This window comes from Pseudomonas sp. (genome assembly GCF_049590575.1).
Classification (GTDB): Bacteria; Pseudomonadota; Gammaproteobacteria; order Pseudomonadales; family Pseudomonadaceae; genus Aquipseudomonas.
Genome location: NZ_JBAWDE010000222.1, coordinates 41889 through 62811 on the forward strand (window position 1 = coordinate 41889; position 20923 = coordinate 62811).

General features: G+C 60.1%; 18 protein-coding genes. 10 read left to right on the plus strand and 8 right to left on the minus strand.

Going from position 1 to position 20923, the window contains the following annotated elements; genetic code table 11:
• Positions 1–126 precede the first annotated feature (126 nt).
• From WBR57_RS15100 to WBR57_RS15130, 7 genes are all read right to left on the minus strand, one after another.
• Positions 127–1518 (minus strand): sigma-54 interaction domain-containing protein, encoded by a 1392-nt coding sequence (locus tag WBR57_RS15100; RefSeq protein WP_424084499.1) that lies wholly within the window; start codon positions 1516–1518, stop codon positions 127–129.
• Positions 1515–3095 carry an ABC transporter ATP-binding protein gene (locus tag WBR57_RS15105; RefSeq protein ID WP_424084500.1) on the minus strand — a complete coding sequence of 527 codons (1581 nt, stop codon included), beginning with the start codon at positions 3093–3095 and terminating at the stop codon, positions 1515–1517. Before WBR57_RS15105 ends, WBR57_RS15100 begins: the two co-directional genes overlap by 4 nt.
• 10 nt (positions 3096–3105) lie before the next feature.
• Positions 3106–4128: an ABC transporter permease gene (locus WBR57_RS15110; RefSeq protein WP_424084501.1), complete on the minus strand. Its 1023-nt coding sequence runs from the start codon at positions 4126–4128 to the stop codon at positions 3106–3108.
• Positions 4128–5189, minus strand: coding sequence for a microcin C ABC transporter permease YejB (locus WBR57_RS15115; protein ID WP_424084502.1), 1062 nt, complete (start codon positions 5187–5189; stop codon positions 4128–4130). The genes WBR57_RS15110 and WBR57_RS15115 overlap by 1 nt, the downstream gene beginning before the upstream one ends.
• A complete protein-coding gene (locus tag WBR57_RS15120) occupies positions 5189–7048 on the minus strand; it encodes an extracellular solute-binding protein (protein WP_424084503.1) in 1860 nt (619 codons plus the stop codon). Before WBR57_RS15120 ends, WBR57_RS15115 begins: the two co-directional genes overlap by 1 nt.
• 129 nt (positions 7049–7177) lie before the next feature.
• Positions 7178–7459 (minus strand): peptidylprolyl isomerase, encoded by a 282-nt coding sequence (locus WBR57_RS15125; RefSeq protein WP_010210937.1) that lies wholly within the window; start codon positions 7457–7459, stop codon positions 7178–7180.
• Between the two features lie 87 nt (positions 7460–7546).
• A complete protein-coding gene (locus tag WBR57_RS15130; protein ID WP_424084504.1) occupies positions 7547–8041 on the minus strand; it encodes a DUF1543 domain-containing protein in 495 nt (164 codons plus the stop codon).
• A 105-nt stretch (positions 8042–8146) separates the two neighbouring features.
• Here WBR57_RS15130 and WBR57_RS15135 point away from each other — a divergent pair, with 105 nt between their 5' ends.
• Positions 8147–8968, plus strand: coding sequence for an aldo/keto reductase (locus WBR57_RS15135; RefSeq protein ID WP_424084505.1), 822 nt, complete (start codon positions 8147–8149; stop codon positions 8966–8968).
• Between the two features lie 54 nt (positions 8969–9022).
• Here WBR57_RS15135 and WBR57_RS15140 read toward each other — a convergent pair whose 3' ends face one another.
• Positions 9023–9538: an Hcp family type VI secretion system effector gene (locus WBR57_RS15140; RefSeq protein WP_424084506.1), complete on the minus strand. Its 516-nt coding sequence runs from the start codon at positions 9536–9538 to the stop codon at positions 9023–9025.
• A gap of 482 nt (positions 9539–10020) precedes the next feature.
• Between WBR57_RS15140 and tssA the strand changes: the two genes are divergently transcribed.
• The 9 genes from tssA to WBR57_RS15185 are packed head-to-tail and all read left to right on the plus strand — an operon-like array spanning position 10021 to position 20916.
• A complete protein-coding gene (tssA, locus tag WBR57_RS15145) occupies positions 10021–11574 on the plus strand; it encodes a type VI secretion system protein TssA (RefSeq protein ID WP_424084507.1) in 1554 nt (517 codons plus the stop codon).
• Positions 11575–11606: 32 nt separating this feature from the next.
• On the plus strand, positions 11607–12104 hold the full coding sequence (tssB, locus tag WBR57_RS15150) for a type VI secretion system contractile sheath small subunit (protein ID WP_424084508.1): 498 nt from the start codon (positions 11607–11609) through the stop codon (positions 12102–12104).
• A gap of 26 nt (positions 12105–12130) precedes the next feature.
• Entirely contained in the window at positions 12131–13606 is a 1476-nt protein-coding gene (gene tssC / locus WBR57_RS15155; RefSeq protein ID WP_424084509.1) for a type VI secretion system contractile sheath large subunit, read from the plus strand.
• A 14-nt stretch (positions 13607–13620) separates the two neighbouring features.
• Positions 13621–14022: a type VI secretion system baseplate subunit TssE gene (gene tssE, locus WBR57_RS15160; RefSeq protein ID WP_424084510.1), complete on the plus strand. Its 402-nt coding sequence runs from the start codon at positions 13621–13623 to the stop codon at positions 14020–14022.
• Positions 14012–15799, plus strand: coding sequence for a type VI secretion system baseplate subunit TssF (gene tssF / locus WBR57_RS15165; RefSeq protein WP_424084511.1), 1788 nt, complete (start codon positions 14012–14014; stop codon positions 15797–15799). The genes tssE and tssF overlap by 11 nt, the downstream gene beginning before the upstream one ends.
• The gene (gene tssG / locus WBR57_RS15170; protein WP_424084512.1) at positions 15763–16776 is read left to right on the plus strand and encodes a type VI secretion system baseplate subunit TssG; all 1014 of its coding nucleotides are present in this window, start codon (positions 15763–15765) and stop codon (positions 16774–16776) included. The genes tssF and tssG overlap by 37 nt, the downstream gene beginning before the upstream one ends.
• A gap of 6 nt (positions 16777–16782) precedes the next feature.
• The gene (locus WBR57_RS15175) at positions 16783–19215 is read left to right on the plus strand and encodes an AAA family ATPase (protein ID WP_424084513.1); all 2433 of its coding nucleotides are present in this window, start codon (positions 16783–16785) and stop codon (positions 19213–19215) included.
• Positions 19212–20744 carry a sigma-54 interaction domain-containing protein gene (locus tag WBR57_RS15180; RefSeq protein WP_424084514.1) on the plus strand — a complete coding sequence of 511 codons (1533 nt, stop codon included), beginning with the start codon at positions 19212–19214 and terminating at the stop codon, positions 20742–20744. Before WBR57_RS15175 ends, WBR57_RS15180 begins: the two co-directional genes overlap by 4 nt.
• Positions 20745–20784: 40 nt before the next feature.
• Positions 20785–20916, plus strand: a complete 132-nt coding sequence (locus WBR57_RS15185) for a type VI secretion protein (RefSeq protein ID WP_424084515.1) — start codon at positions 20785–20787, stop codon at positions 20914–20916.
• Positions 20917–20923: the final 7 nt, after the last annotated feature.

A 20923-nucleotide genomic window follows, 5' to 3' on the forward strand; every position in this document is an offset into this window, starting at 1 on the left:
GAGCCGGCTTGCCTGCGATGGCGGTGGTTCAGCTACAGGTGCATTGGCTGAAAGACCGCTATCGCAGGCAAGCCAGCTCCCACATTAGAATATCTATATAGGTGGATTTGAGTCTCTTTTTAGAGACTAGGCGATGCCAAGGGCAACCATTTTCTTGTACAACGTCGAACGTCCAAGCCCCAGCCGCTTGGCCGCCTCGACTACATTCGCGTCACACGCCGCGAGCGCCGCCGCAATCACCTGCCGGTCAAACCGCTCCCGCGCCGCCGCAAACGTCTCGCCCGCAACCGTTTCCACCGCGCTATGTGCCACCGGGCTAAGCGTGCCAATCGCGGCGCGAATCTGCTCGGCATTCAGCATCAGGCGGTCACTGAGCAACGCCGCGCGCTCCAGCACATTGCGCAACTCACGGATATTCCCCGGCCACGCATGCCGGGCCAGCAACGCCAGCGCTTCACGGTCCAGTTCATGCTGGCTGCGCAGTTCCTCTAGAATCGCCTCGCTCAGCGCCGGAATATCATCCAGCCGCTCGCGCAATGGCGGCACCTGGATGGGCAGCACATTCAGCCGGTAATACAGGTCCGCACGAAACTCGCCGCGCTTGATCGCCGCTTCCAAATCCATCGACGTAGCGGCAATTACCCGCACATCGCTGTGCAGCATCTCGTTGGAGCCTACCGGTTCGAATTCCTTTTCCTGCAACACCCGCAGCAGTTTGCTTTGCAGCGCCAGCGGCATGTCGCCAATTTCATCCAGAAACAACGTGCCGCCCTGGGCGATCTGGAATTTACCCGGTCGGCCTTTGCGGTCGGCACCGGTGAAGGCGCCTGGCGCGGTGCCGAAAAACTCTGCTTCCAGCAGGTCGTGGGGAATCGCGGCACTGTTGATGCTCACGAACGCTTTGTGCGCACGCGACGAGGCGCCGTGAATCGCCTGGGCCAGCAGCTCCTTGCCGGTGCCGGTTTCGCCCAACAGCAGCACCGGTGATTCGGCACCCGCGCTGCGCCGCGCACGGCGTTTGACCTCCAGGCTGGCCGCGCTGGTGCCAATAAAATGCGCGAAGTTGTATTTGCTCTGCCGCGACCGCAGCAGCGAGCGCGTGGACGCCAGTTCCTGCTGCAGGCTCAGGTAACGCTCGATCAGCGGCGACAAATTGCGCAGCTCATCGAACAGCGCAAAACCAATCGCCCCGATCACCGCACCGGCATCGTCATGGATCGGCAGGCGCATCACCACCAACGGGCCTTTGGGCGTGTCCTGGATATCCAGCAGAATCGGCTGATCGTTGCGTACGACTTGGCGTAACAGGCTGTTGGAAATCACCTGTTCACACGGCTGGCCGATCGCGTCATGCGCGTTTTTCAGGCCGAAGCGCTTGGCGTAACGCTCGTTCATCCAGACGATATTCGCGTCGCGGTCAACGATCACCGTGCCTTCGCTGGACTGCTCGATAATTTCGAACAGCGACTGGATAGCCAGGCCGCGAACCTGTGGGTAATCCGTGAGCCGGGTACTCATGCCGAGAGCCCGTTGGCCGCCGCCAGCAACTCTTTGGTGTAGGCATGCTGCGGCGCTTCGAACACCTCATGGCTGGCGCCGCGTTCCACCACCTTGCCGTCCTTGATCACGATCATGTCGTGGGCCATGGCGCGCACCACGGCCAGGTCATGGCTGATGAACAAGTAGGTCAGGCCGTACTTTTCCTGCAGCTCGCGCAGCAGCGCCACCACTTGCTTTTGCACGGTGCGGTCGAGGGCGGAGGTGGGTTCGTCCAGCAGCATCAGCGCCGGTTTGAGCACCAGCGCGCGGGCAATGGCGATGCGCTGGCGCTGGCCGCCGGAGAATTCGTGGGGGTAGCGATGCCGGCTGGCCGGGTCCAGGCCCACGTCCTTGAGCACCTGGATCACTTGCGCGTCGCGCTCGGCCAGGCTGCACGGCGCGTGCACTTCCAGGCCTTCGCTGATGATCTGTTCCACGGTCATGCGCGGGCTGAGGCTGCCGTAAGGGTCCTGGAACACCACCTGCATCTGCTTGCGCCATGGGCGCATTTGCTGGTTGTTCAGTGGGTCCAGGGCCTCACCCTGGAAGCGAATACTGCCGGTAGAATCCAGCAAGCGCAGGATCGCCTGGCCCAGCGTGGACTTGCCCGAGCCGGACTCGCCGACAATCCCCAGGGTCTTGCCGCGTTGCACACTGAGGCTGATGCCGTCCACCGCGCGCAGGTAGGTCTTGCGTCGAAACAGCCCGGTTGCGAGGGGGAATTGCACGGTCAGGTTGTCGACTTGCAACACCGTCTCGCGCTCATCGCTGCACAGCGCTGCGCCGGCCGGTTCCGCGTCCAGCAGCAGGCGGCTGTAAGGATGTTGCGGCGCGGTGAACAAGGCCTGGCAGTCGGCCTGTTCGACAATCTCCCCGGCGCGCATCACGCACACGCGTTGGGCAATGCTGCGCACCAGGTTGAGGTCGTGGCTGATCAGCAGCAGCGACATGCCCAGGCGTTGTTGCAGCGACTTGAGCAGCAGCAGGATCTTGCGTTGCACGGTCACGTCCAGCGCGGTGGTGGGCTCGTCGGCGATCAGCAGTTCCGGCTCGCAGGCCAGGGCCATGGCGATCATCACCCGTTGGCGCTGGCCACCGGACAGCTGGTGCGGGTAAGCCTTGAGGCGCTCCTGGGGGTTCTGGATTCCCACCAGTTCGAGCAGTTCGAGAATCCGCGCCTGCGCCGCCTTGCCGCCCAGGCCCTTGTGCAGCAGCAGGGTTTCGCCGATCTGTTTTTCAATGCTGTGCAGCGGGTTGAGCGAGGTCATCGGCTCCTGGAAGATCATCGCGATGCGGTTGCCGCGCAGTTTCTGCAGGGTGGCTGCCGACGCGCCGATCAGTTCCTGGCCGCGATACTGGATGGAACCGGTGGTTCGAGTGCCAGCCTCCGGCAGCAATTGCAGAATCGAATGGGCTGTCACCGACTTGCCCGAGCCCGACTCGCCCACCAGCGCCAGGCATTCGCCAGGGCGTACATCCAGGCACAGTTTGTTCACCACGGTCTGGCCGCTGAAGGCGACGCTGAGGTCGCGGATCTCGATCAGGTTGTCGCTCATAGGGAATCACTCATGACCGGGGGTCGAAGGCATCACGCAACGCCTCGCCAATAAATACCAGCAGCGACAGGATCAGCGCCAAGGTAAAAAACGCCGTCAGGCCCAGCCACGGCGCCTGCAGGTTCTGCTTGCCCTGGCCGATCAACTCGCCCAGCGATGCGCTGCCCGCCGGCATGCCGAAACCGAGGAAGTCCAGGGCGCTCAAGGTGGAGATCGCACCGGTCAAAATAAACGGCAGGTAGCTCAAGGTGGCCGTCATGGCGTTGGGCAGGATATGCCGGCGAATGATCTTGCCGTCGCCCAAACCCAGGGCTCGCGCGGCCTTCACGTACTCCAGGTTGCGCCCGCGGAGGAACTCGGCGCGCACCACGTCCACCAGGGCCAGCCAGGAAAACAGCGCCATGATCCCCAGCAGCCACCAGAAATTCGGCTCGACAAACCCCGACAGGATGATCAACAGGTACAGCACCGGCAGCCCGGACCACACCTCCAGCACGCGCTGGCCGATCAGGTCGACCCAGCCGCCGTAGTAACCCTGCAAGGCACCTGCGGCAATGCCGATGGCGGCGCTGATCGCGGTCAGCGCCAAGGCAAACAGAATCGAGACCCGCGCGCCAAAAATCACCCGCGCCAATACATCCCGCGACTGATCGTCGGTGCCCAGCCAGTTCACCGCCGAAGGTGGGCTGGGGGCAGGGCGGCTGAGTTCGTAATTGGGTGTGTCATCACTGAACGGAATCGGCGGGAATAGCATCCAGCCGCCGTCCTGTTTGATCAGCTTTTGCACGTAGTCGCTGCGATAGTCGGCCTGGAACGGCAGTTGCCCGCCGAACTGTTGCTCGGTGTAACGCTTGAACACCGGGAAATACAGCTCGTTTTTAAAGCTGAGCACCAAAGGCTTGTCGTTGGCGATCAGCTCGCCGCCCAGGGTCAGAATAAACAGGCCGATAAACAGCCACAGCGACCACCAGCCGCGACGGTTCTTTTTAAAGCGCTCGAAGCGCCGACGGGCCACCGGAGACAGATTAAGCATCAGGCGTTCCTCGCGGCGAAGTCGATACGCGGGTCCACCAACGTGTAGCACAGGTCGCCGATGAGTTTTATCAGCAAGCCAAACAAGGTGAAGATAAACAGTGAGCCGAACACCACCGGGTAGTCACGGGACACCGCGGCTTCGTAGCTCATGCGGCCCAAGCCATCCAAAGAAAAGATCACTTCGATCAACAAGGAACCGGCGAAAAACACACTGATAAACGCCTGGGGAATCCCTGAGATCACCAGCAGCATCGCGTTGCGAAACACATGGCCATACAGCACGCGGCGTTCGCTCAAGCCTTTGGCCCGCGCGGTGACCACGTATTGGCGGGTAATTTCATTGAGAAACGAATTCTTCGTGAGGATGGTCAGGGTTGCGAACCCACCGATCACCAATGCAGAGACCGGTAACACCAGGTGCCAGAAATAATCGGCAATCTTGCCCACGGTGCTCAGCTCTTCGAAGTTTTCCGACACCAGCCCGCGCACCGGGAACCAGTTGAGCGAGGTGCCACCGGCGAACACTACGATCAGAAACATCGCGAACAGAAACGCCGGCATGGCGTAGCCAATCACAATCGCCGTGCTGCTCCACACATCAAAACTGCTGCCGTGGCGCACCGCCTTGCGAATCCCCAGTGGGATCGACACCAGGTAGGTGATCAGCGTGGCCCACAAGCCTAGGGAAATGGTGACCGGCATTTTTTCCAGGATCAGGTCGATCACCGTTGAGCCGCGAAAGAAGCTGTTGCCGAAATCCAGTTGGGCATAGCTCTTGAGCATCAGCCACAGGCGTTCGGGCGCGGGTTTGTCGAAGCCGTACTGTTTTTCGATGTCCTTGATCAGTTTCGGGTCCAGGCCCCGGCTGGCGCGCGAGCCGCTGCTGATACCTTCGCCGGATGAGCCGCCGACCGCGCCGCCGCCGATCCCTTGCAAGTGCGCGATAGCTTGTTCGACCGGCCCGCCGGGCGCGGCCTGGACGATCACGAAATTGACCAGCAGGATAATCACCAGCGTCGGGATGATCAGCAGCAGGCGCCTCACGATATAGGCGAACATCAGCGGGCACCCCCGCGTTTTTTCAACTCGGCGTTCATTTGCTCATTCGTCAACGGCGTGGGGCTGATTTCCCACCAGGTTTCCAGGGCTTCGTCATTCTTGGCCTCGATGGCCGGGCGACCGAAACGGTTCCACCACGCGGCGGAGGTACCGGGCGGATAATAGTTGGGGATCCACAGGTAATTCCATTGCAGCACGCGGTCCAGGGCATGGGCATAGGTGAGCATCTGCGCCTGGGTGTCGGCCTTGACCAGGCCCTTGATCAGGGTGTCGACGGCGGGGTCCTTGAGCACCATGTAGTTATTCGCGCCAGGATCAAACGCCGCAGCGGAGCCAAAAAAGTTGTACAGCTCCATGCCCGGTGAGGTGGTGACCGGGAAACCGGTGACGATCATGTCGTAGTCCCGCGACATCACACGGTTGACGTACTGGGAAGAATCGATACGGCGGATATTCAAGGTGATGCCGATCTGCGCCAGGTTGCGCTTGTACGGCAACAGCAGCCGTTCAAGCCCACTCTGGGCATTCAGGAACGTAAACTCCAACGGCTCGCCTTCGGCGTTCACCAGCTTGTCGCCGTCCGGCTTCCAGCCTGCGTCTTGCAGCAGGGCGAGGGCTTGCAACTGCTTGTCACGGATCATGCCGCTGCCGTCGGTGACCGGCGCCTTGAAGACCTGGGTGAACACCTCGTCAGGTATCTGGCCGCGCAAGGGTTCGAGAATCGCCAGTTCCTCTTCTGTCGGTAACTGGGTAGCCGCCAGCGGGCTATTCGAAAAGAAGCTCTGTTGGCGAATGTACATATTGCGCATCATCTGCCGGTTGGCCCATTCGAAATCCCACAGCATCGCCAGGGCCTGGCGTACGCGGCGGTCCTTGAACATCGGCTTTTGCACGTTGAACACATAACCCTGGGCCGGTTGTGGCATTTCCTTGGCCAGGTGCGCGCGTTGCAGGCGGCCATCGTCCAGGGCCGGGCCGTTGTAGCCGATGGAATAACCCGTGGCGGAGAACTCACGGTTGAAGTCGTAGGCACCGCCGCGCAGCACCTGGCGCGCCACCTCGGTGTCGCCGAAGTACTCCAGGCTCAAGTGGTCGAAGTTGTACAGGCCGCGGCTGACGGGCAAGTCTTTGCCCCACCAGTCGGGGTCACGGGTAAAGGTGATGGTACTGCCGGAATCGATCTTGCCGACCTTGTACGGGCCGCTGCCCAGGGGGGCTTCGTAGCCGCCGCCATTGGCGAAGTCGCGGGTTTTCCACCAATGCTCGGGGAACACCGGCAGGGTGGCGATATCCAGGGGCAGGGTGCGGTTTTCATTGCTGGAGAAATCGAAACGCACCTGGCGCGGGCCTTCGACCTCAACGTGCTTGACGTCGGCGAACAGCGTGCGAAAGCGCAGGCTGCCCTGGGTCATCAGCAAGTCAAAGCTGTAGCGCACGTCTTCGGCGGTGATCGGCTTGCCATCGGCGAAGCGCGCCTTGGGGTTGAGGTAGAAACGCAACGACAGGCCATCATCGGCGCGTTCCATCGTCTCGGCGACCAGGCCATACACGGTGTAGGGCTCATCCAGGGAGCGCTGGGCCAGGGGCGCATACAGCCAGCCGTCAACCTGGGACACGCCGATGCCTTTATCGATATAGGGCAGCACGTGGTCGAAGCGTCCGATCTCCAATGCCGAGCGCCTCAGGCTGCCGCCCTTGGGCGCATCGGGATTGGCGTAGTCAAAATGGGTAAAGCCGGCGGGGTACTTGGCCGGTTCGCCGTACACCGTCATTGACGGCTGGGGCGCCGCGATCACGGCAGTGCTGGCCAGCAGCAGGGCCAGGGAGGAACTGAGCAGTCTGGAAAAAGCCAATCGCATTGTCAGCCTTGAATGCCGGGTAAATAGAATAGAGATTTGTACGCTAACGGTATCAGTGTCGCCAGTCATCACATGCACAACGGCCCACCAAAAGGTGGGCCGTTGTTTATAGCATCAGCGCAGACTGTATCAGTCCTGGCGGCTGGTCACTTCGAGCAGGTGGTAGCCGAACTGGGTTTTCACCGGGCCTTGCACGGTGTTGACCGGGGCGCTGAATACGACCGTGTCGAATTCTTTAACCATTTGGCCTGGACCGAACGAACCCAGGTTGCCGCCGTCGCGGCTGGATGGGCAGCTGGAGTTGGCTTTGGCGATTTCTGCGAAATCAGCGCCGCCTTCAATTTGGGCCTTGAGTTCGTTGCACTTGTCTTCAGTGGAAACGAGGATGTGGCGGGCGGTGGCTTTGGCCATGGGGAGTAACTCCTTGAGTAAAAACGGTGAGCGTACCGGATTCAGGCGGTTATTTCCCGGCAAAGTTCCCGCTATTTGATCGTTGGCTCAAGGCAGCACGATATAGTCGTTGCGCTGCACGATCGCCCGATGCGGCGCCTGCACCAAGTGCAAATAGCGTCCGTCCACCAGGTCGATCGGCAGGCAATCGTCGATATCCAGCACCCCATCGGTGTGGGCCTGGGCCCAGTGCCGCAGCATCTGCTGCTTGCCCTTGGCGGTCGCCTCGCGTTTGTCCCGTGCGACCACCAGCAGGTAATGATGGGCCTCACCAAAACTGTTGGCTTCATAACCGCCCAGGTTGATGAAGTACAGGTGATGCGCGCCGGCCTGGGGCGCCAGGTGGCTGAGTTCGACTTTCCAGCCGTCCACACCGTCTACCGCCATCCACGAATCGATATGCACGCCCTTGGGGCTGCCAAACCAGCCCTCACGCAATTGTGCGTAAGTGGCCTCCAGCGTATCCGCCGCAGCGAACACCACATCGTGCACTTCAATTTTTGCCCTGGGGTGCTTGCCCCCGAGCATCACGACAAACAGCATTGCAGGTCCTTCCTGGCGACTTGGCAGGGGCCAACCATACTTCGATTGAACCCTTTTGTCCGGTCAATGCCACACTGTTAACCCGCGAACTCATCAGGAGGTTGTATGCGTACTATCGATCTGGCCGGCGTTCCCGTCCCTATCATCGGCCAGGGCACCTGGCGCATGGGCGAAAACCCGGACCAGCAGCGCGCCGAAGTCGCGGCCTTGCAACTGGGGATCGACGAGGGCATGAGCCTGATCGATACCGCCGAAATGTACGGTGAGGGCGGCGCCGAAACAGTCGTCGGCGAAGCCATTCGCGGCAGGCGTGACCAGGTGTTCCTCGTGAGCAAGGTCTACCCGCACAACGCCAGCCAAAAAGGCGTGCCCCGCGCCTGTGAAGCCAGCCTGCAGCGCCTGGGCACTGACTACATTGACTTATACCTGCTGCACTGGCGTGGCCAGTACCCCCTTGAAGAAACCGTCGAAGCCTTCGAACGCCTGCGCGAGGCCGGCAAGATCGGGCGTTGGGGCGTGTCCAATTTCGATGTGGCCGACCTGCAGGAACTGGCCTCGCCCAACTGCGCCACCAACCAGGTGCTCTACAACATCGAAGAGCGCGGCATCGAATTCGACCTGCTGCCCTGGTGGCAACAACACCATTTGCCGTTGATGGCGTACTGCCCGATTGCCCAAGGCGGGGAGCTGCTGTCCAGCCCCACCCTCAAACAGATCGCCCGCCGCCACGAGGTCACACCCGCCCAGGTTTCCCTGGCCTGGGTGTTGCGCCAGCAAGGCGTGATCGCCATCCCCAAGGCCGTAACCCCCGAGCACGTAAGGCTCAATGCGGCAGCTGCCAATCTGGTGCTGGACGAACACGACCTGGACGCCATCGACCGTGTATTCGGCGCGCCCAAGCGCAAGCACCCGCTGGCGATGGTGTAGACGGCTGGCGGAAACAGCGGCCGTCCATGGTCGCTGATTCCGCGCTGGGCGGGTTTAGCCTGCTACCGGGCTGCGCCAGTCATCCGAGCCGGAGGTGCCGGACACTTCGTGGGTCCACACAATCTTGCGATAAGTGAAGTGCACATCCTCCAGGTGCGTGAAATGCGCATTGACCGGGTCCTGGCAGTTCGGCATGCGTGACTGGATATCCACGATGGTCGCGCCCTCCAGTTCAATCGTGAAGTAGTGCTCCTGGGTCCCGGCCGATGAGGTACGCAGCCATTCCAATCGGCACTTGACCTCTTCGCCGCTGGTCAGCGCACTGAACAGCAAGGGCGATGACTTATCGAAAACCTTGGTGATCATCAACGGCTTGTGAACCCTCTGGCCGGTTGGCTGACCCGACTGCGGGTCGCGAGGAATGATCACCTGATGAGAAAAAGCCTGGACCAGGATCTGGTCTTCATGGCCCTCTTGATAAATGTTGCCTACCGAGTCCTGAGTAAATGTGCCTGCCGTGATCAAACCCTGTTTGACGCCGGTGATAGAAAGATAGGCGGGTGTTGGCATGATTGGTTTCCTTGCCTGATTGATAAGGTAGTTCCAGCCGGCAAGTATGCTGGCCGGGCAAACACCTATAACAAGAAGCGTGCCGGAAAGTAGTCAGTCTAATAAAACCAATAAGTTGGTGTGGTAAGGCGTGGGTTTCGTACATGGGCGGTCACTTATTTATTGCTTATTGGTGATTTTGTTTGCGCAACGGTGCGCACTTAGTTGCTCATAGGCTTCGTTATGACTCTTCCAGTGCTGGCAGAGAAATTGAGTCCGCAACGCGTATTTAACTGCGCAAAATGCTGCGCATGCCGGGATGTGTGGCGTTTGTAGGAACTTTCTTAAGTTTGCTTCCGTTGCTTGCTGAATGTATTGGGTGTGGCTAAGGTTTGCGAACTTCGTCGGCAGTGGAACGAAGGTTAGATGGCACGCTGATGTGCAAGTTAATTGTGCTGAGTTTGTCTTTTTTTTTTGCCTTGTGTAGTTGTGCGCGGTGCCAAATGTCTTATTCAGACAAACTGTATGGTTACTACCTTGAACTTGCACGCTCTCCCTGCTCGCAAACCAGTTTTGCAGGCGGCGATATACGTTTTTCAAGCGAATATGAAGTATTGGAATCTGAGCTCGACAAGGCACAATCGATACACGGCACCGGCCAGCCCGACTGGCATAAAGTCCTGGAACTCGGCGAGTTAGTTTTACGCCAGCAATCCAAGGATCTGCGGGTAGCGGTCTGGCTGACCTGGGCGTTGCACCAGCGTGATTCTTTTCCCGGTTTGCTGGCTGGCCTGGGGATGCTTCGCTGTCTCTGCGAGCAGTATTGGTCTTCGGTCTACCCCGAAAAAAAACGCACCCGTGGCGCAGCACTCACTTGGTTGGTTTCGCGCCTTGAACCCCTGTTTACGCACAGCCTTTCACTGCAGGGCCAGAAGCCGCTCTTCCAGTCGCTGCTTGAACACCTGGTGTGTCTGGATGAGCTATGGGCCAGGTATCTGGTGGATGATGCGCCCATGTTGCTGCCGATTCGCCGGCAATTGGCGGGGCGGTTGGAACACGCTGGGCAGGATGATCCTGAGGTATCGACGGTGGGCGGGGTGATTGCCCAGGTCAAACAGGTGGCTACCCAATTGCTGAAGCCTGAGCCGGTGGTAGATAACGAAAAAGACGCCCACAAATTGTTGCGCGCGTTGCAGGAGCAGGCCCGTCCCCTGTGCGGCTGGTGGCTGCGCCAGAATGCCACCGACCTGCGTGCGCTACGCCTTAACCGAACACTCGCATGGCTGACGCTTGTCAGCTATCCAGATGCTGACAACGAGCGGGTCACAGCCTTGCGCGGGCCTGCTCCCGACAAGCTCAAGCGTTACCAGGAGCGCCTTGCCCAAGGCCAGTACGCCGACTTGCTGCTAGAGCTCGAGGCCAGTCTTGCCGGTGCATTGTTCTGGTTCGACGGGCTGTACAAAGTCTGGCAGTGCCTGGAGGCCCTCCAGGCTGACTTAGCCATGACCGAGCTTGAAGTGAGCGTGGCCTTGTTGCTGCAACGCTTGCCCGACTTGCCTGAGTTTCGCTTTCACGATGGCGTCCCGTTTGCCGACGCCATCACCCGCGATTGGATTGCGCACCAGGTTGCCCGGCATTTGTACAGGCCCGCATCACCGGCATTGGTGGTGGAGGGCGATGCCCAGCCCTGGGCAGTCGCCTTGCAGGACGCAATGCCCAGATTGCGGAAGGACGGACTCAAGACGGCGATGCACGCGCTCACTCAGGGCATGCACGCCGCTCGCAGCGAGCGTGCGCGTTTTCATTGGCGCCTCGCCCAGGCGCAGTTGTGTGTGCAGGCGGGCAAACATGAGTTGGCGAAGATCCAGCTCGAACAGCTGGACCACGAGCTGCAACGCTCGGGGCTGGAACGTTGGGAGCCGGAACTGGCGCTTCAGGTCACCCAGTTACTGCACCGCTGCTGCGACTTGTTGCCCCAAAACCACGCCGTGCGCGAGCGCAAGGAAGAGACCCATCGCAGGCTGTGCCTCTTCGATCTTGAAGCGGTACTTGAATAGGCTTTCGAGCCACTCGAACAAGGAGACACACCATGGCCAAAGACGGTTCGGTAGCACCCAAGGAACGCGTCAACATTACCTTCAAACCCGCTATCGGCGGGGCACAGGAGGAAGTCGAACTGCCGTTGAAGCTATTGGTACTTGGCGACTTCACCCAGCGTGAGGATATGCGCAAGCTTGAAGATCGCAAGCCCATCGCACTCGACAAGAACACCCTGAATGACGTGCTGGCCAAGCAGGCGCTGAGCCTGACACTGAACGTCCCGAACCGTCTCCAGGAAGACGCTGAGGTTGAGGAGTTGGCCATTCAGGTGCGCATCAATTCCATGAAGGATTTCAACCCCGCCAACCTGGTAGAGCAGATTCCCGAGCTGCAAAAGCTGATGGCACTGCGCGAGGCGCTGATGGCGCTCAAAGGGCCGCTGGGTAATACACCCAGCTTTCGCAGAGCCATCGAGCAGGCCTTGGCGGATGACGAGTCGCGCGCCCTGGTATTGGCGGAACTGGGGCTGAACAGCCCCACCGCCTGACATTTCAGTAAAAGGACACTGGCACCATGACCATCCAACACAATACGTTGCCGGCACAATCCGCCGACGAATACAGCATTCTCGACAACATCATCGCCCAGACCTTACTGAGCGCAGACGACGAGGCGTACAGCATTGCCAAGCGCGGTGTTTCGGCATTTATCGAAGAACTGATCAAGCCGCAGAACAGCGGTGAGCCCGTCAAGAAGCGGCTGGTCGACCGGATGATTGCCGAGATCGACACCAAGCTCAGCTTGCAAATGGATGAGATTTTGCATCACCCGGCCTTCCAGGCATTGGAGGCCTCCTGGAAAGGTTTGCAGATGCTGGTTGATCGCACCAATTTCCGTGAAAACATCAAGATCGAATTGCTCAATGTCTCCCTGCAAGACCTGCTGGATGACTTCGAAGACTCACCGGAAGTCACCCAGTCCGGGTTGTACAAACATATCTACAGTGCTGAATACGGCCAGTTCGGTGGTCAGCCTGTGGGCGCGATCATCGCCAACTACTTTCTTTCCCCCAGCGCGCCTGATGTGAAATTGATGCAATACGCCTCGAGTGTCGCGTGCATGGCCCATGCGCCGTTTATTGCTGCGGCGGGGCCGGGTTTTTTCGGGTTGGAGAGCTTTACCGGCCTGCCTGACCTCAAGGATTTGAGCGACCATTTTGAAGGCCCGCAGTTTGCCAAGTGGCAAAGCTTTCGGCAGAGCGAGGACGCTCGCTATATCGGGCTGACGGTGCCGCGTTTTCTGCTGCGCACGCCCTATGACCCTCTGGAGTGCCCGGTCAAGACCTTTGCCTATCAGGAAAACGTGGTGAACAGCCATGAGCACTACCTGTGGGGCAATACCGCGTACGCTTTCGCTACACGCCTGACCGACAGTTTCGCGCGCTATCGCTGGTGCCCCAATATCATCGGCCCACAAAGTGGCGGGGCGGTGGAAGACTTGCCTTTGCATCACTTTCACAGCATGGGCGAAATCGAAACCAAGATCCCTACCGAAGTGTTGGTGTCCGACCGCCGTGAATATGAACTCGCCCAAGAGGGCTTCATTGCCTTGACGATGCGCAAGGGCAGTGACAATGCCGCGTTCTTCTCCGCCAGCTCGGTGCAGAAGCCCAAACACTTCGGTATCAGCGCAGAGGGCAAGGAAGCCGAGTTGAATTATCGCCTGGGCACCCAGTTGCCTTACATGATGGTGGTCAACCGTCTGGCCCATTACCTCAAGGTGTTGCAGCGTGAACAACTCGGTTCGTGGAAGGAGCGTACCGACCTGGAGCTGGAGCTTAACAAATGGATTCGTCAGTACGTTGCCGACCAGGAAAACCCAAGTGCCGAGGTGCGCGGGCGACGTCCGCTGCGGGCAGCCCGCATCGTTGTCAATGACGTCGAGGGCGAGCCGGGCTGGTACCGCGTGAACCTGAGTGTGCGACCGCACTTCAAGTACATGGGGGCCGATTTCACGCTGTCCCTCGTTGGCAAGCTCGATAAAGAATGAGCGGGGGCCAAGGCATGATTCGCAACCAAAGCCTGTTCGAGCGCCTCGAACGTCCGGCGAACAGCCCTGCATGTGGCGTGGCGTCCGTCGCGGCCCACTTGGGGAAGATGCTCAGCATCCGTGCGGGCAGCGTTCAAACGTTGCCCGATTATGGCCTGCCCGACCTCAATGACATGAACCGAAGCCTGCATGAATCACTGAGCCAGTCGCGGTTGCTGATCGAGCGATTTATCCGAGCTTACGAGCCGCGCTTGAAGCATGTGCGGGTCACGGCGCTGCCTCGGGATCACGACCCCTTGGCCCAGGCGTTCGTCATTGAGGCGACGCTGACGGTGGAAGGTGTCAAGCAACCTGTGGTGTTTACTGCACGGCTATGTGGCACTGGCCGCGCCGAGGTGTTGCCGGATGTCCTTTGATCGTTATTACCAAAGTGAGCTCAGTGCATTGCGTCACCTTGGGCGACGTTTCTCTGAGCGCAACCCCGCGCTTGCGCCGTTTCTTGCTCAACCGGGTCAGGACCCTGACGTGGAAAGGCTGCTGGAAGGCTTCGCTTTTCTTACCGGTCGCTTGCGTCAGAAACTGGATGACGAACTGCCTGAGCTGACCCACTCCTTGATGCATTTGTTGTGGCCCAACTACATGCGGCCGATGCCCGCATTCAGCATTCTGCAATTTGATCCTTTGAAGCGTGCAAGCCCTGGCGTGCTCGTCGCTCGCGATACGCAGGTCGAGAGTGCTGACATCGAGGGTGAGCGCTGCCGGTTCCGCACCTGTTACGCCACGCAGGTGCTGCCATTGCAACTGAGCACGCTGGACTACAGCGTGCAAGGGGAGCGGGCACTGTTGAGCCTACGCCTGGAGATGAGTGCCGAGGGTCATTTCGCTGAGCTGACGATCAACGAACTGCGCCTGCACCTGGCCGGAGATCGCTACATAGGCCAGGGGTTATACCTGAGTCTGTTACGTCACCTTGAGGGGATAGAGTTGTTGCCCTTCGGCCGTGATGGCCTGCCGGTCATCGGCACGGATGGACAGGCGCTCGCGCTGCGAGTTGGCGCCGACCAGGTACGCCCGGTCGGGTTCAGCGAGGAAGAGGCGTTGATTCCCTTCCCGATGAACAGCTTTCGCGGTTATCGCCATCTGCAAGAATATTTTGCCTTTCCTGACAAATACCTGTTTGTCGATGTGGCAGGGCTCGGTGTGCTGCGCAGCTTGCCCCCTGAGCAGCTCAAGCAGGTGGGTGGGTTGGTGTTGCGCTTCGAGCTGCGAAACCCATTGCGTGAAACCCAGGCCCCCACCCTGGACAACGTGAAGCTTTACTGCACCCCGATCGTCAACTTGTTCAATCATGATGCAGTGCCGATTCGTATGGACGGCAAACAGGATGAATACCTGTTGATACCTGGAGAGTACTCGCGGGAAAACGCCAGCGTATTTTCCGTAGACAGCGTTACGGGGTGGCACCCAGGCGGTTTGGGATATCAGACGTATGTGCCATTCGAGTCTTTTGAGCACGATGGGGATACGCACGTATCGACAGGTGCCCCCAGCTACAGCATTCGCCAACGTTCATCGGCGCAGCATGCCGGGTTCGATACTTGGTTGGGATTCAATAATGGCCTGGCGGTAAATCGACAGACCCTCTCGGTTGAGCTGACCTGCACCAACCACAATATGCCTCGGCTGCTGCCAATAGGGGCGATCAACCAGCCTTGCGAGCAGACACCACAAGGGTTGTCGTTTCGTAATATCTGTGTGCCGACCACCAGTTATTCACCGCCTCTGGACCACGATTTTCTCTGGCGGCTTATTAGCAACATGTCGCTTAACTACCTGTCTTTGAGCGACATCAATGCCTTGAGGATGATCCTCGAAACCTACGACCTGCCGCGCTATCACGACCGCCAGGCGCAAAAGGTCAGCCATAAACGGCTGGGCGCGTTGCGCTCGGTCGAGCACACGGCCGTCGACCGACTCAACCGTGGCCTGCCGGTTCGGGGGTTGCGGATCGATCTGACGATCGACTCCCAAGGCTTCCTGGGCCAGGGCGAAGTCTTTGTGTTCGCGTCGGTGCTCAATGAGTTTTTTTCGCTCTACGCCAGCCTCAATGCCTACCACGAACTGCGAGTCATCAGCACACAAGGAGACGTGTATCTATGGCCACCACGGATGGGCCAGCAGCCCCTGCTTTGACCAAACTGTCCCGCATCATCCGCGAGTACTCGCTGTTCCAGGCAGTCTTGCAGGTGATCAAACGTCTGCGTGACGCGCATCCGTCACTGGATGAGGACGCGTTGTACGACCAGCTGGAGTTCCAGGCCAACCCTGGGCTTGGTTTCCCTGGCCACGATATTGACCGGGTTGAGTTTTTTGTTGAGCACGGTCAGTTGCGCGCACGTCTGCGCCTTAACGTGCTGGGCTTGTGTGGCGCCGGGTCGCCATTGCCAGCGTTTTACGGTGAGCAAGCGTTTGCTGATGGGGTGAGCGGTAAGACCACCCGAGATTTCCTGGATCTGTTTCATCACCGATTACAGCGATTGATGCTGCCGATCTGGCGCAAATACCGCTACCGCGTGTGTTTCCAGGCCGGGGCGCGCGATGCCTTTTCCGATCAGCTGTTTGCGGTGATCGGGTTGAGAGGGCGGCAGATTCGCAGTGCCACGCCATTGGACTGCAAACGGTTGTTGCCCTATCTGGGGTTGCTTGGCCTGCGTGCGCATTCGGCAGCCATGATCGAGACGGTGTTGCGTTACTACTTCAAGCATCACCCGCTGTTTATCGAGCAATGGGTCGAACGCTCGGTGTTGATTGCCGGCCCACAGCGAAATCGGCTCGGCGTGGCAAACAGTCTGCTAGGCCAGGATCAGGTATTTGGAAGCCGGGTCGCCGACCGCAGCGGCAAGTTCAGGGTGCATGTGAAAGGCCTGGGCTGGCAGCGATTTCATGCATTCCTGCCTACCGGCGTGGACTACCCGCTGCTGTGTTCGTTGGTACGCCTGACGGCACGCGATCCTTTGGAATATGACCTGCGCCTGGTGCTGGCCAAGGATGAAATCAGGCCGTTGCACATTGGCGAACGCAATGTCTGTCGTCTCGGCTGGACCAGTTGGCTGGCGCATGAGTGTGCTGACGGAGTGGTCATTGTACCCAGCAACGTTTGTGAGGGATGAATCATTATGATGAATATGGATCTGCAACAACTTATCCAGACGTTGACCGCCGAGGTCCGGCGTGACCTTGAGCGCTCAGCCGAGCGCTGTGTGACGCGGGGCGGCAGTGAAGTGTTGGTGGAAGACTTGCTGCTGGCGCTGCTTGAACATCACGACAGCCTGTTGGTACGGGCGTTGGTGGATGCGGGTGTCGAGGTCGGCGAGCTGCATGCAATATTGCAACCGAAGGCGCAGGCGAGCGCGTCGCGCAATCCGGTGTTTGCCCACGCCCTCGTCCAATGGCTGCAACAAGCCTTGATGGTTGCCCATCTGGAGCTGCGGCAAACCGAAGTTGATCACGGCGCGCTGTTGCTGGCGCTGTTGCGTCATCCGTTACAGCACGCCGGCAGTGGTTACCAGGCTTTGTTGAGCAGGTTGGACGCCCAGCGTGTGCTTGATTTTCTGTTGAGCCAGGCGCTTGAAAGCAGCCTTGCGCCGAGCGGCGAGTCGTTACTGGAGCGCTTTACCCACGACCTGACCCGCCAGGCCCACGAAGGGCGTATCGACCCGGTGCTGTGCCGTGACGCGGAGATCCGCCAACTGATCGACATACTGATGCGCCGACGCAAGAACAATCCGATCCTCGTGGGTGAAGCCGGAGTGGGTAAAACCGCGGTGGTTGAGGGCGTTGCCCTGCTGGTCGCCAGCGCCCAGGTCCCGGAGCCGCTCAAGAATGTCCGGCTCCTGACCCTGGACATGGGGCTGCTGCAGGCGGGCGCCGGCATCAAGGGCGAATTCGAACGGCGACTCAAGGGGGTGATCGATGAGGCCAAGCTTTCAGCAAAACCTGTAATCCTGTTTATCGACGAGGCGCACACATTGGTGGGGGCAGGAGCCCAGGCGGGTGCGTCAGATGCCGCCAACCTGCTCAAGCCGGCACTGGCCAGGGGTGAGCTGCGCACGATTGCCGCCACTACGTGGTCGGAGTACAAGAAATACTTCGAAAAAGACCCGGCTTTGGCGCGGCGTTTCCAGCCCGTGCAGGTCTGCGAGCCCAGCGTTGAACAGGCCGTCTCGATCCTGCGTGGACTGGTTCCGGTGTATGAGCGCAGCCACGGTGTCTATGTGCGTGACGATGCGGTGGTCGCGGCGGCGCAAATGAGCGCGCGCTACCTGGCCGGGCGCCAGTTGCCCGACAAGGCGGTGGACGTGCTGGATACCGCATGTGCCCGCGTACGCACCAACCGGGATACGGCGCCCGAGGCATTGCAACGCCGGTACGCAGAGCAAACGCAAGGCGCGCGCCAGCGTCAGGCGCTGAGCCGGGACAGGAACTCAGGGCTGCCGGTGGATGAACCCGCCTTGCTCGCGCTGAACCTGCGGATGGAGGCGGTGGAGGGGGAGGTTCAAGACCTGGAGCACCGCTGGCTAGAAGAGCGCGCGTTGGACCAACAGGTGTGCCCACGGCTTGTCGCACAGGTCATCAGTGCCTGGACCGGTGTCCCGGTCGAGCAACTGGCCCTGGAGAGCAGTGCAAGAGTCTTGGGTTTTGCCGATGCGCTACGCTCGCGAATCCTCGGCCAGGAGCAGGCAGTGCAGGCTCTTGATCGCAATCAGCGCGCCGTGGCTGCCGGGCTTGACAGGGCCGACGCCCCGGTTGGCGTATTCCTGCTGGTTGGCCCGAGCGGTGTGGGCAAGACCGAGACGGCGCTGGCGCTTGGCGACCTGCTGTATGGCGGCGAGCGTTTTGTCACCACGCTCAATATGTCGGAGTTCCAGGAAAAACACGCGCTGTCGCGGCTGATTGGCGCGCCGCCCGGTTATGTGGGGTACGGCGAGGGCGGGGTGTTGACGGAGGCCGTGCGCCAACGTCCCTATTCGGTCGTGCTGCTCGATGAAGTCGAGAAGGCCGACCCGGAAGTGCTGAACCTGTTCTATCAGATTTTCGACAAGGGGATGGCCAATGACGGAGAGGGGCGGGAAATCGACTTTCGCAACACGCTGATCCTGATGACCTCCAACCTCGGCAGCGAGTGTATCGGCGAATTATGCGCAGACGGGCGTAGGCCCGATGTCCAGGTACTGCAAGAGGCTGTTCGCCCACTGTTGCGCGATCACTTCAAGCCCGCGCTGCTGGCCCGGATGCGCGTTGTGCCGTATTACCCGATCACGGGTGAGATTCTGCATGACATGGCCAGGCTCAAGCTGGACCGCTTCGGGCAACGGTTGCAACTGCGCAAGCTTGCGTTCAGCTATACGCCTGAGCTGGTGGTGCACATGGCTGAGCGTTGTGCGAGCAGTGACAGCGGTGCGCGGTACATCGATCAATGGGTCGAGACCCACTTGCTGCCGCCGGTGGTTGACCGGCTGCTTGACGCCATGGCCAGTGGCGAGCCCCTGGCGTATGTGCATGCCGGCCTGGATGGTAACGGCGAACCAAGCTGCGAGTTCAGCCAATGATGGACAACCTGTTTACCCAGTTGCCCCATCCCCTGGCTTACGCTGATGCGCTGCTGGCCTGGTTCACCCGTATCGGCATTGATGACGACGAGGCCAGCCTGCCCGACCTCTGTGTGGCGGCGGCGGCACAACTGAGCCAGTGCGAACTCAGCCAATTGTATTGGCGCGACGAGGTCTCTGGCAGGCTTGATCTGATTGCCCAGCATTTGCCCGGGGCGCTGACTCCCAGCGCCCTGGTGTGCGGCGCGGACTTTCAGCATGAACAGGTGCTGCACTATGTGTTGAGTCATCGCAGCGCCCTCAGCCTGGACGACCTGACAAACAGCCTGTACGAAAGCGGTTTTCTACCGGCAATGGCGACGCCTTGGCACGCGTTGTCATGTGTGCCGTTGTTCAGTCGGCAGAAGACCATCGCTGGCATATTGCTGTACGCCAGCCAGCGCCCGAACCCCTTGCAGAACTACGCCGCCTCACTGGGCCAGCTCGGCAGCTTTGCCTTGATGCAACTGGCATTGCTGCGGCGTATGCGCCCCGTGCGCAATGTCGTTCATCCCGAGGTTGAAACGCAGGTGCCCCGTGCAGCGTTTGGCTTGATTGGCAACAGCTCGGTCATGGATGAGACTTGCCGCCTGATCGGAAAGGTTTTGCATACCCCCTATACCGTGCTGCTGCGCGGCGAGACGGGCACCGGCAAGGAAGTGGTGGCGCGGGCCATTCATTCTGCCGGGCCACGCAGCGGCAAAGCGTTCGTGGTGCAGAACTGTGCGGCGTTTCCCGAGGGGCTGCTGGAAAGTGAGCTGTTCGGCTATCGAAAAGGTGCTTTCACCGGGGCCGAACGCAATCACGCAGGCTTGTTTGATACCGCCGACGGCGGCACTTTGCTTCTCGACGAGATCGGCGATATGCCGCTGTCGTTGCAGGCCAAGTTGCTGCGGGTTTTGCAGGAAGGCGAAATTCGCCCATTGGGTGCCAGTGCGGCACACAAAGTCGATGTTCGCATTATCGCCGCGACCCATCGCGACCTCGCCGCGATGGTGGCCCAGGGCAGTTTTCGCGAAGACCTCTATTACCGCCTGGCACAGTTTCCCATTGAGCTTCCGCCCCTGCGTGAGCGGGACGGCGATGTGCTGCTGTTGGCGCGGCACTTTGCATACAAGGCGTGTATTGCTCTGGGTCGTCTACCCGTGGAGTGGTCAAGCGCGGCATTGGATCGACTGTCGAGCCATGCTTTCCCCGGCAATGTACGAGAACTCAAATGCCTGGTGGAGCGTGCGGTGCTGCTGTGTGACGACGGCGTGATCCTGCCGACGCACCTGTCGTTGGCGCCCGTGACGGCCACTGGCGCAGACGACGCAACCTTGCGCCAACGGCTGGAGCGGGTAGAGCGGGTGTTCCTGATCGACTGCCTACACAAGAACCGTGGCAACCGCACCCGTACCGCCCGTGAGTTGGGGGTCGCACGTCGCACACTGCTGTACCGACTTGCGCACTTGAAGATCCCCTTGGGCGAAGTCCGCGAGGGGCGTTGAAGTGCGTGAGTCCGGTCAGCTTTTTCCTGGGAGATACCTGATGCTTTTTCGTCCGTGGCAAGCGTTGGCGCTTGTGCTGTGTTTGCTGGGTGGCTGTAACGCCAATTATGTTTTTGATGATGCTGACTACCGACCGTTGGGTGATCCACAGGCGTCCCGTCGCGGCCATTGAACAGGGA

Coding starts and splice junctions, on each gene's coding strand:
- tssF (WP_424084511.1), top strand. CDS start 14,012: ATGTCCTTTGATCGTTATTACCAAAGTGAGCTCAGTGCATTGCGTCAC.
- WBR57_RS15180 (WP_424084514.1), top strand. CDS start 19,212: ATGATGGACAACCTGTTTACCCAGTTGCCCCATCCCCTGGCTTACGCT.
- tssC (WP_424084509.1), top strand. CDS start 12,131: ATGACCATCCAACACAATACGTTGCCGGCACAATCCGCCGACGAATAC.
- tssG (WP_424084512.1), top strand. CDS start 15,763: ATGGCCACCACGGATGGGCCAGCAGCCCCTGCTTTGACCAAACTGTCC.
- WBR57_RS15135 (WP_424084505.1), top strand. CDS start 8,147: ATGCGTACTATCGATCTGGCCGGCGTTCCCGTCCCTATCATCGGCCAG.
- WBR57_RS15130 (WP_424084504.1), bottom strand. CDS start 8,041: ATGCTGTTTGTCGTGATGCTCGGGGGCAAGCACCCCAGGGCAAAAATT.
- WBR57_RS15120 (WP_424084503.1), bottom strand. CDS start 7,048: ATGCGATTGGCTTTTTCCAGACTGCTCAGTTCCTCCCTGGCCCTGCTG.
- WBR57_RS15185 (WP_424084515.1), top strand. CDS start 20,785: ATGCTTTTTCGTCCGTGGCAAGCGTTGGCGCTTGTGCTGTGTTTGCTG.
- WBR57_RS15110 (WP_424084501.1), bottom strand. CDS start 4,128: ATGCTTAATCTGTCTCCGGTGGCCCGTCGGCGCTTCGAGCGCTTTAAA.
- tssE (WP_424084510.1), top strand. CDS start 13,621: ATGATTCGCAACCAAAGCCTGTTCGAGCGCCTCGAACGTCCGGCGAAC.
- WBR57_RS15115 (WP_424084502.1), bottom strand. CDS start 5,189: ATGTTCGCCTATATCGTGAGGCGCCTGCTGCTGATCATCCCGACGCTG.
- WBR57_RS15175 (WP_424084513.1), top strand. CDS start 16,783: ATGATGAATATGGATCTGCAACAACTTATCCAGACGTTGACCGCCGAG.
- tssB (WP_424084508.1), top strand. CDS start 11,607: ATGGCCAAAGACGGTTCGGTAGCACCCAAGGAACGCGTCAACATTACC.
- WBR57_RS15125 (WP_010210937.1), bottom strand. CDS start 7,459: ATGGCCAAAGCCACCGCCCGCCACATCCTCGTTTCCACTGAAGACAAG.
- WBR57_RS15100 (WP_424084499.1), bottom strand. CDS start 1,518: ATGAGTACCCGGCTCACGGATTACCCACAGGTTCGCGGCCTGGCTATC.
- WBR57_RS15140 (WP_424084506.1), bottom strand. CDS start 9,538: ATGCCAACACCCGCCTATCTTTCTATCACCGGCGTCAAACAGGGTTTG.
- tssA (WP_424084507.1), top strand. CDS start 10,021: ATGTCTTATTCAGACAAACTGTATGGTTACTACCTTGAACTTGCACGC.
- WBR57_RS15105 (WP_424084500.1), bottom strand. CDS start 3,095: ATGAGCGACAACCTGATCGAGATCCGCGACCTCAGCGTCGCCTTCAGC.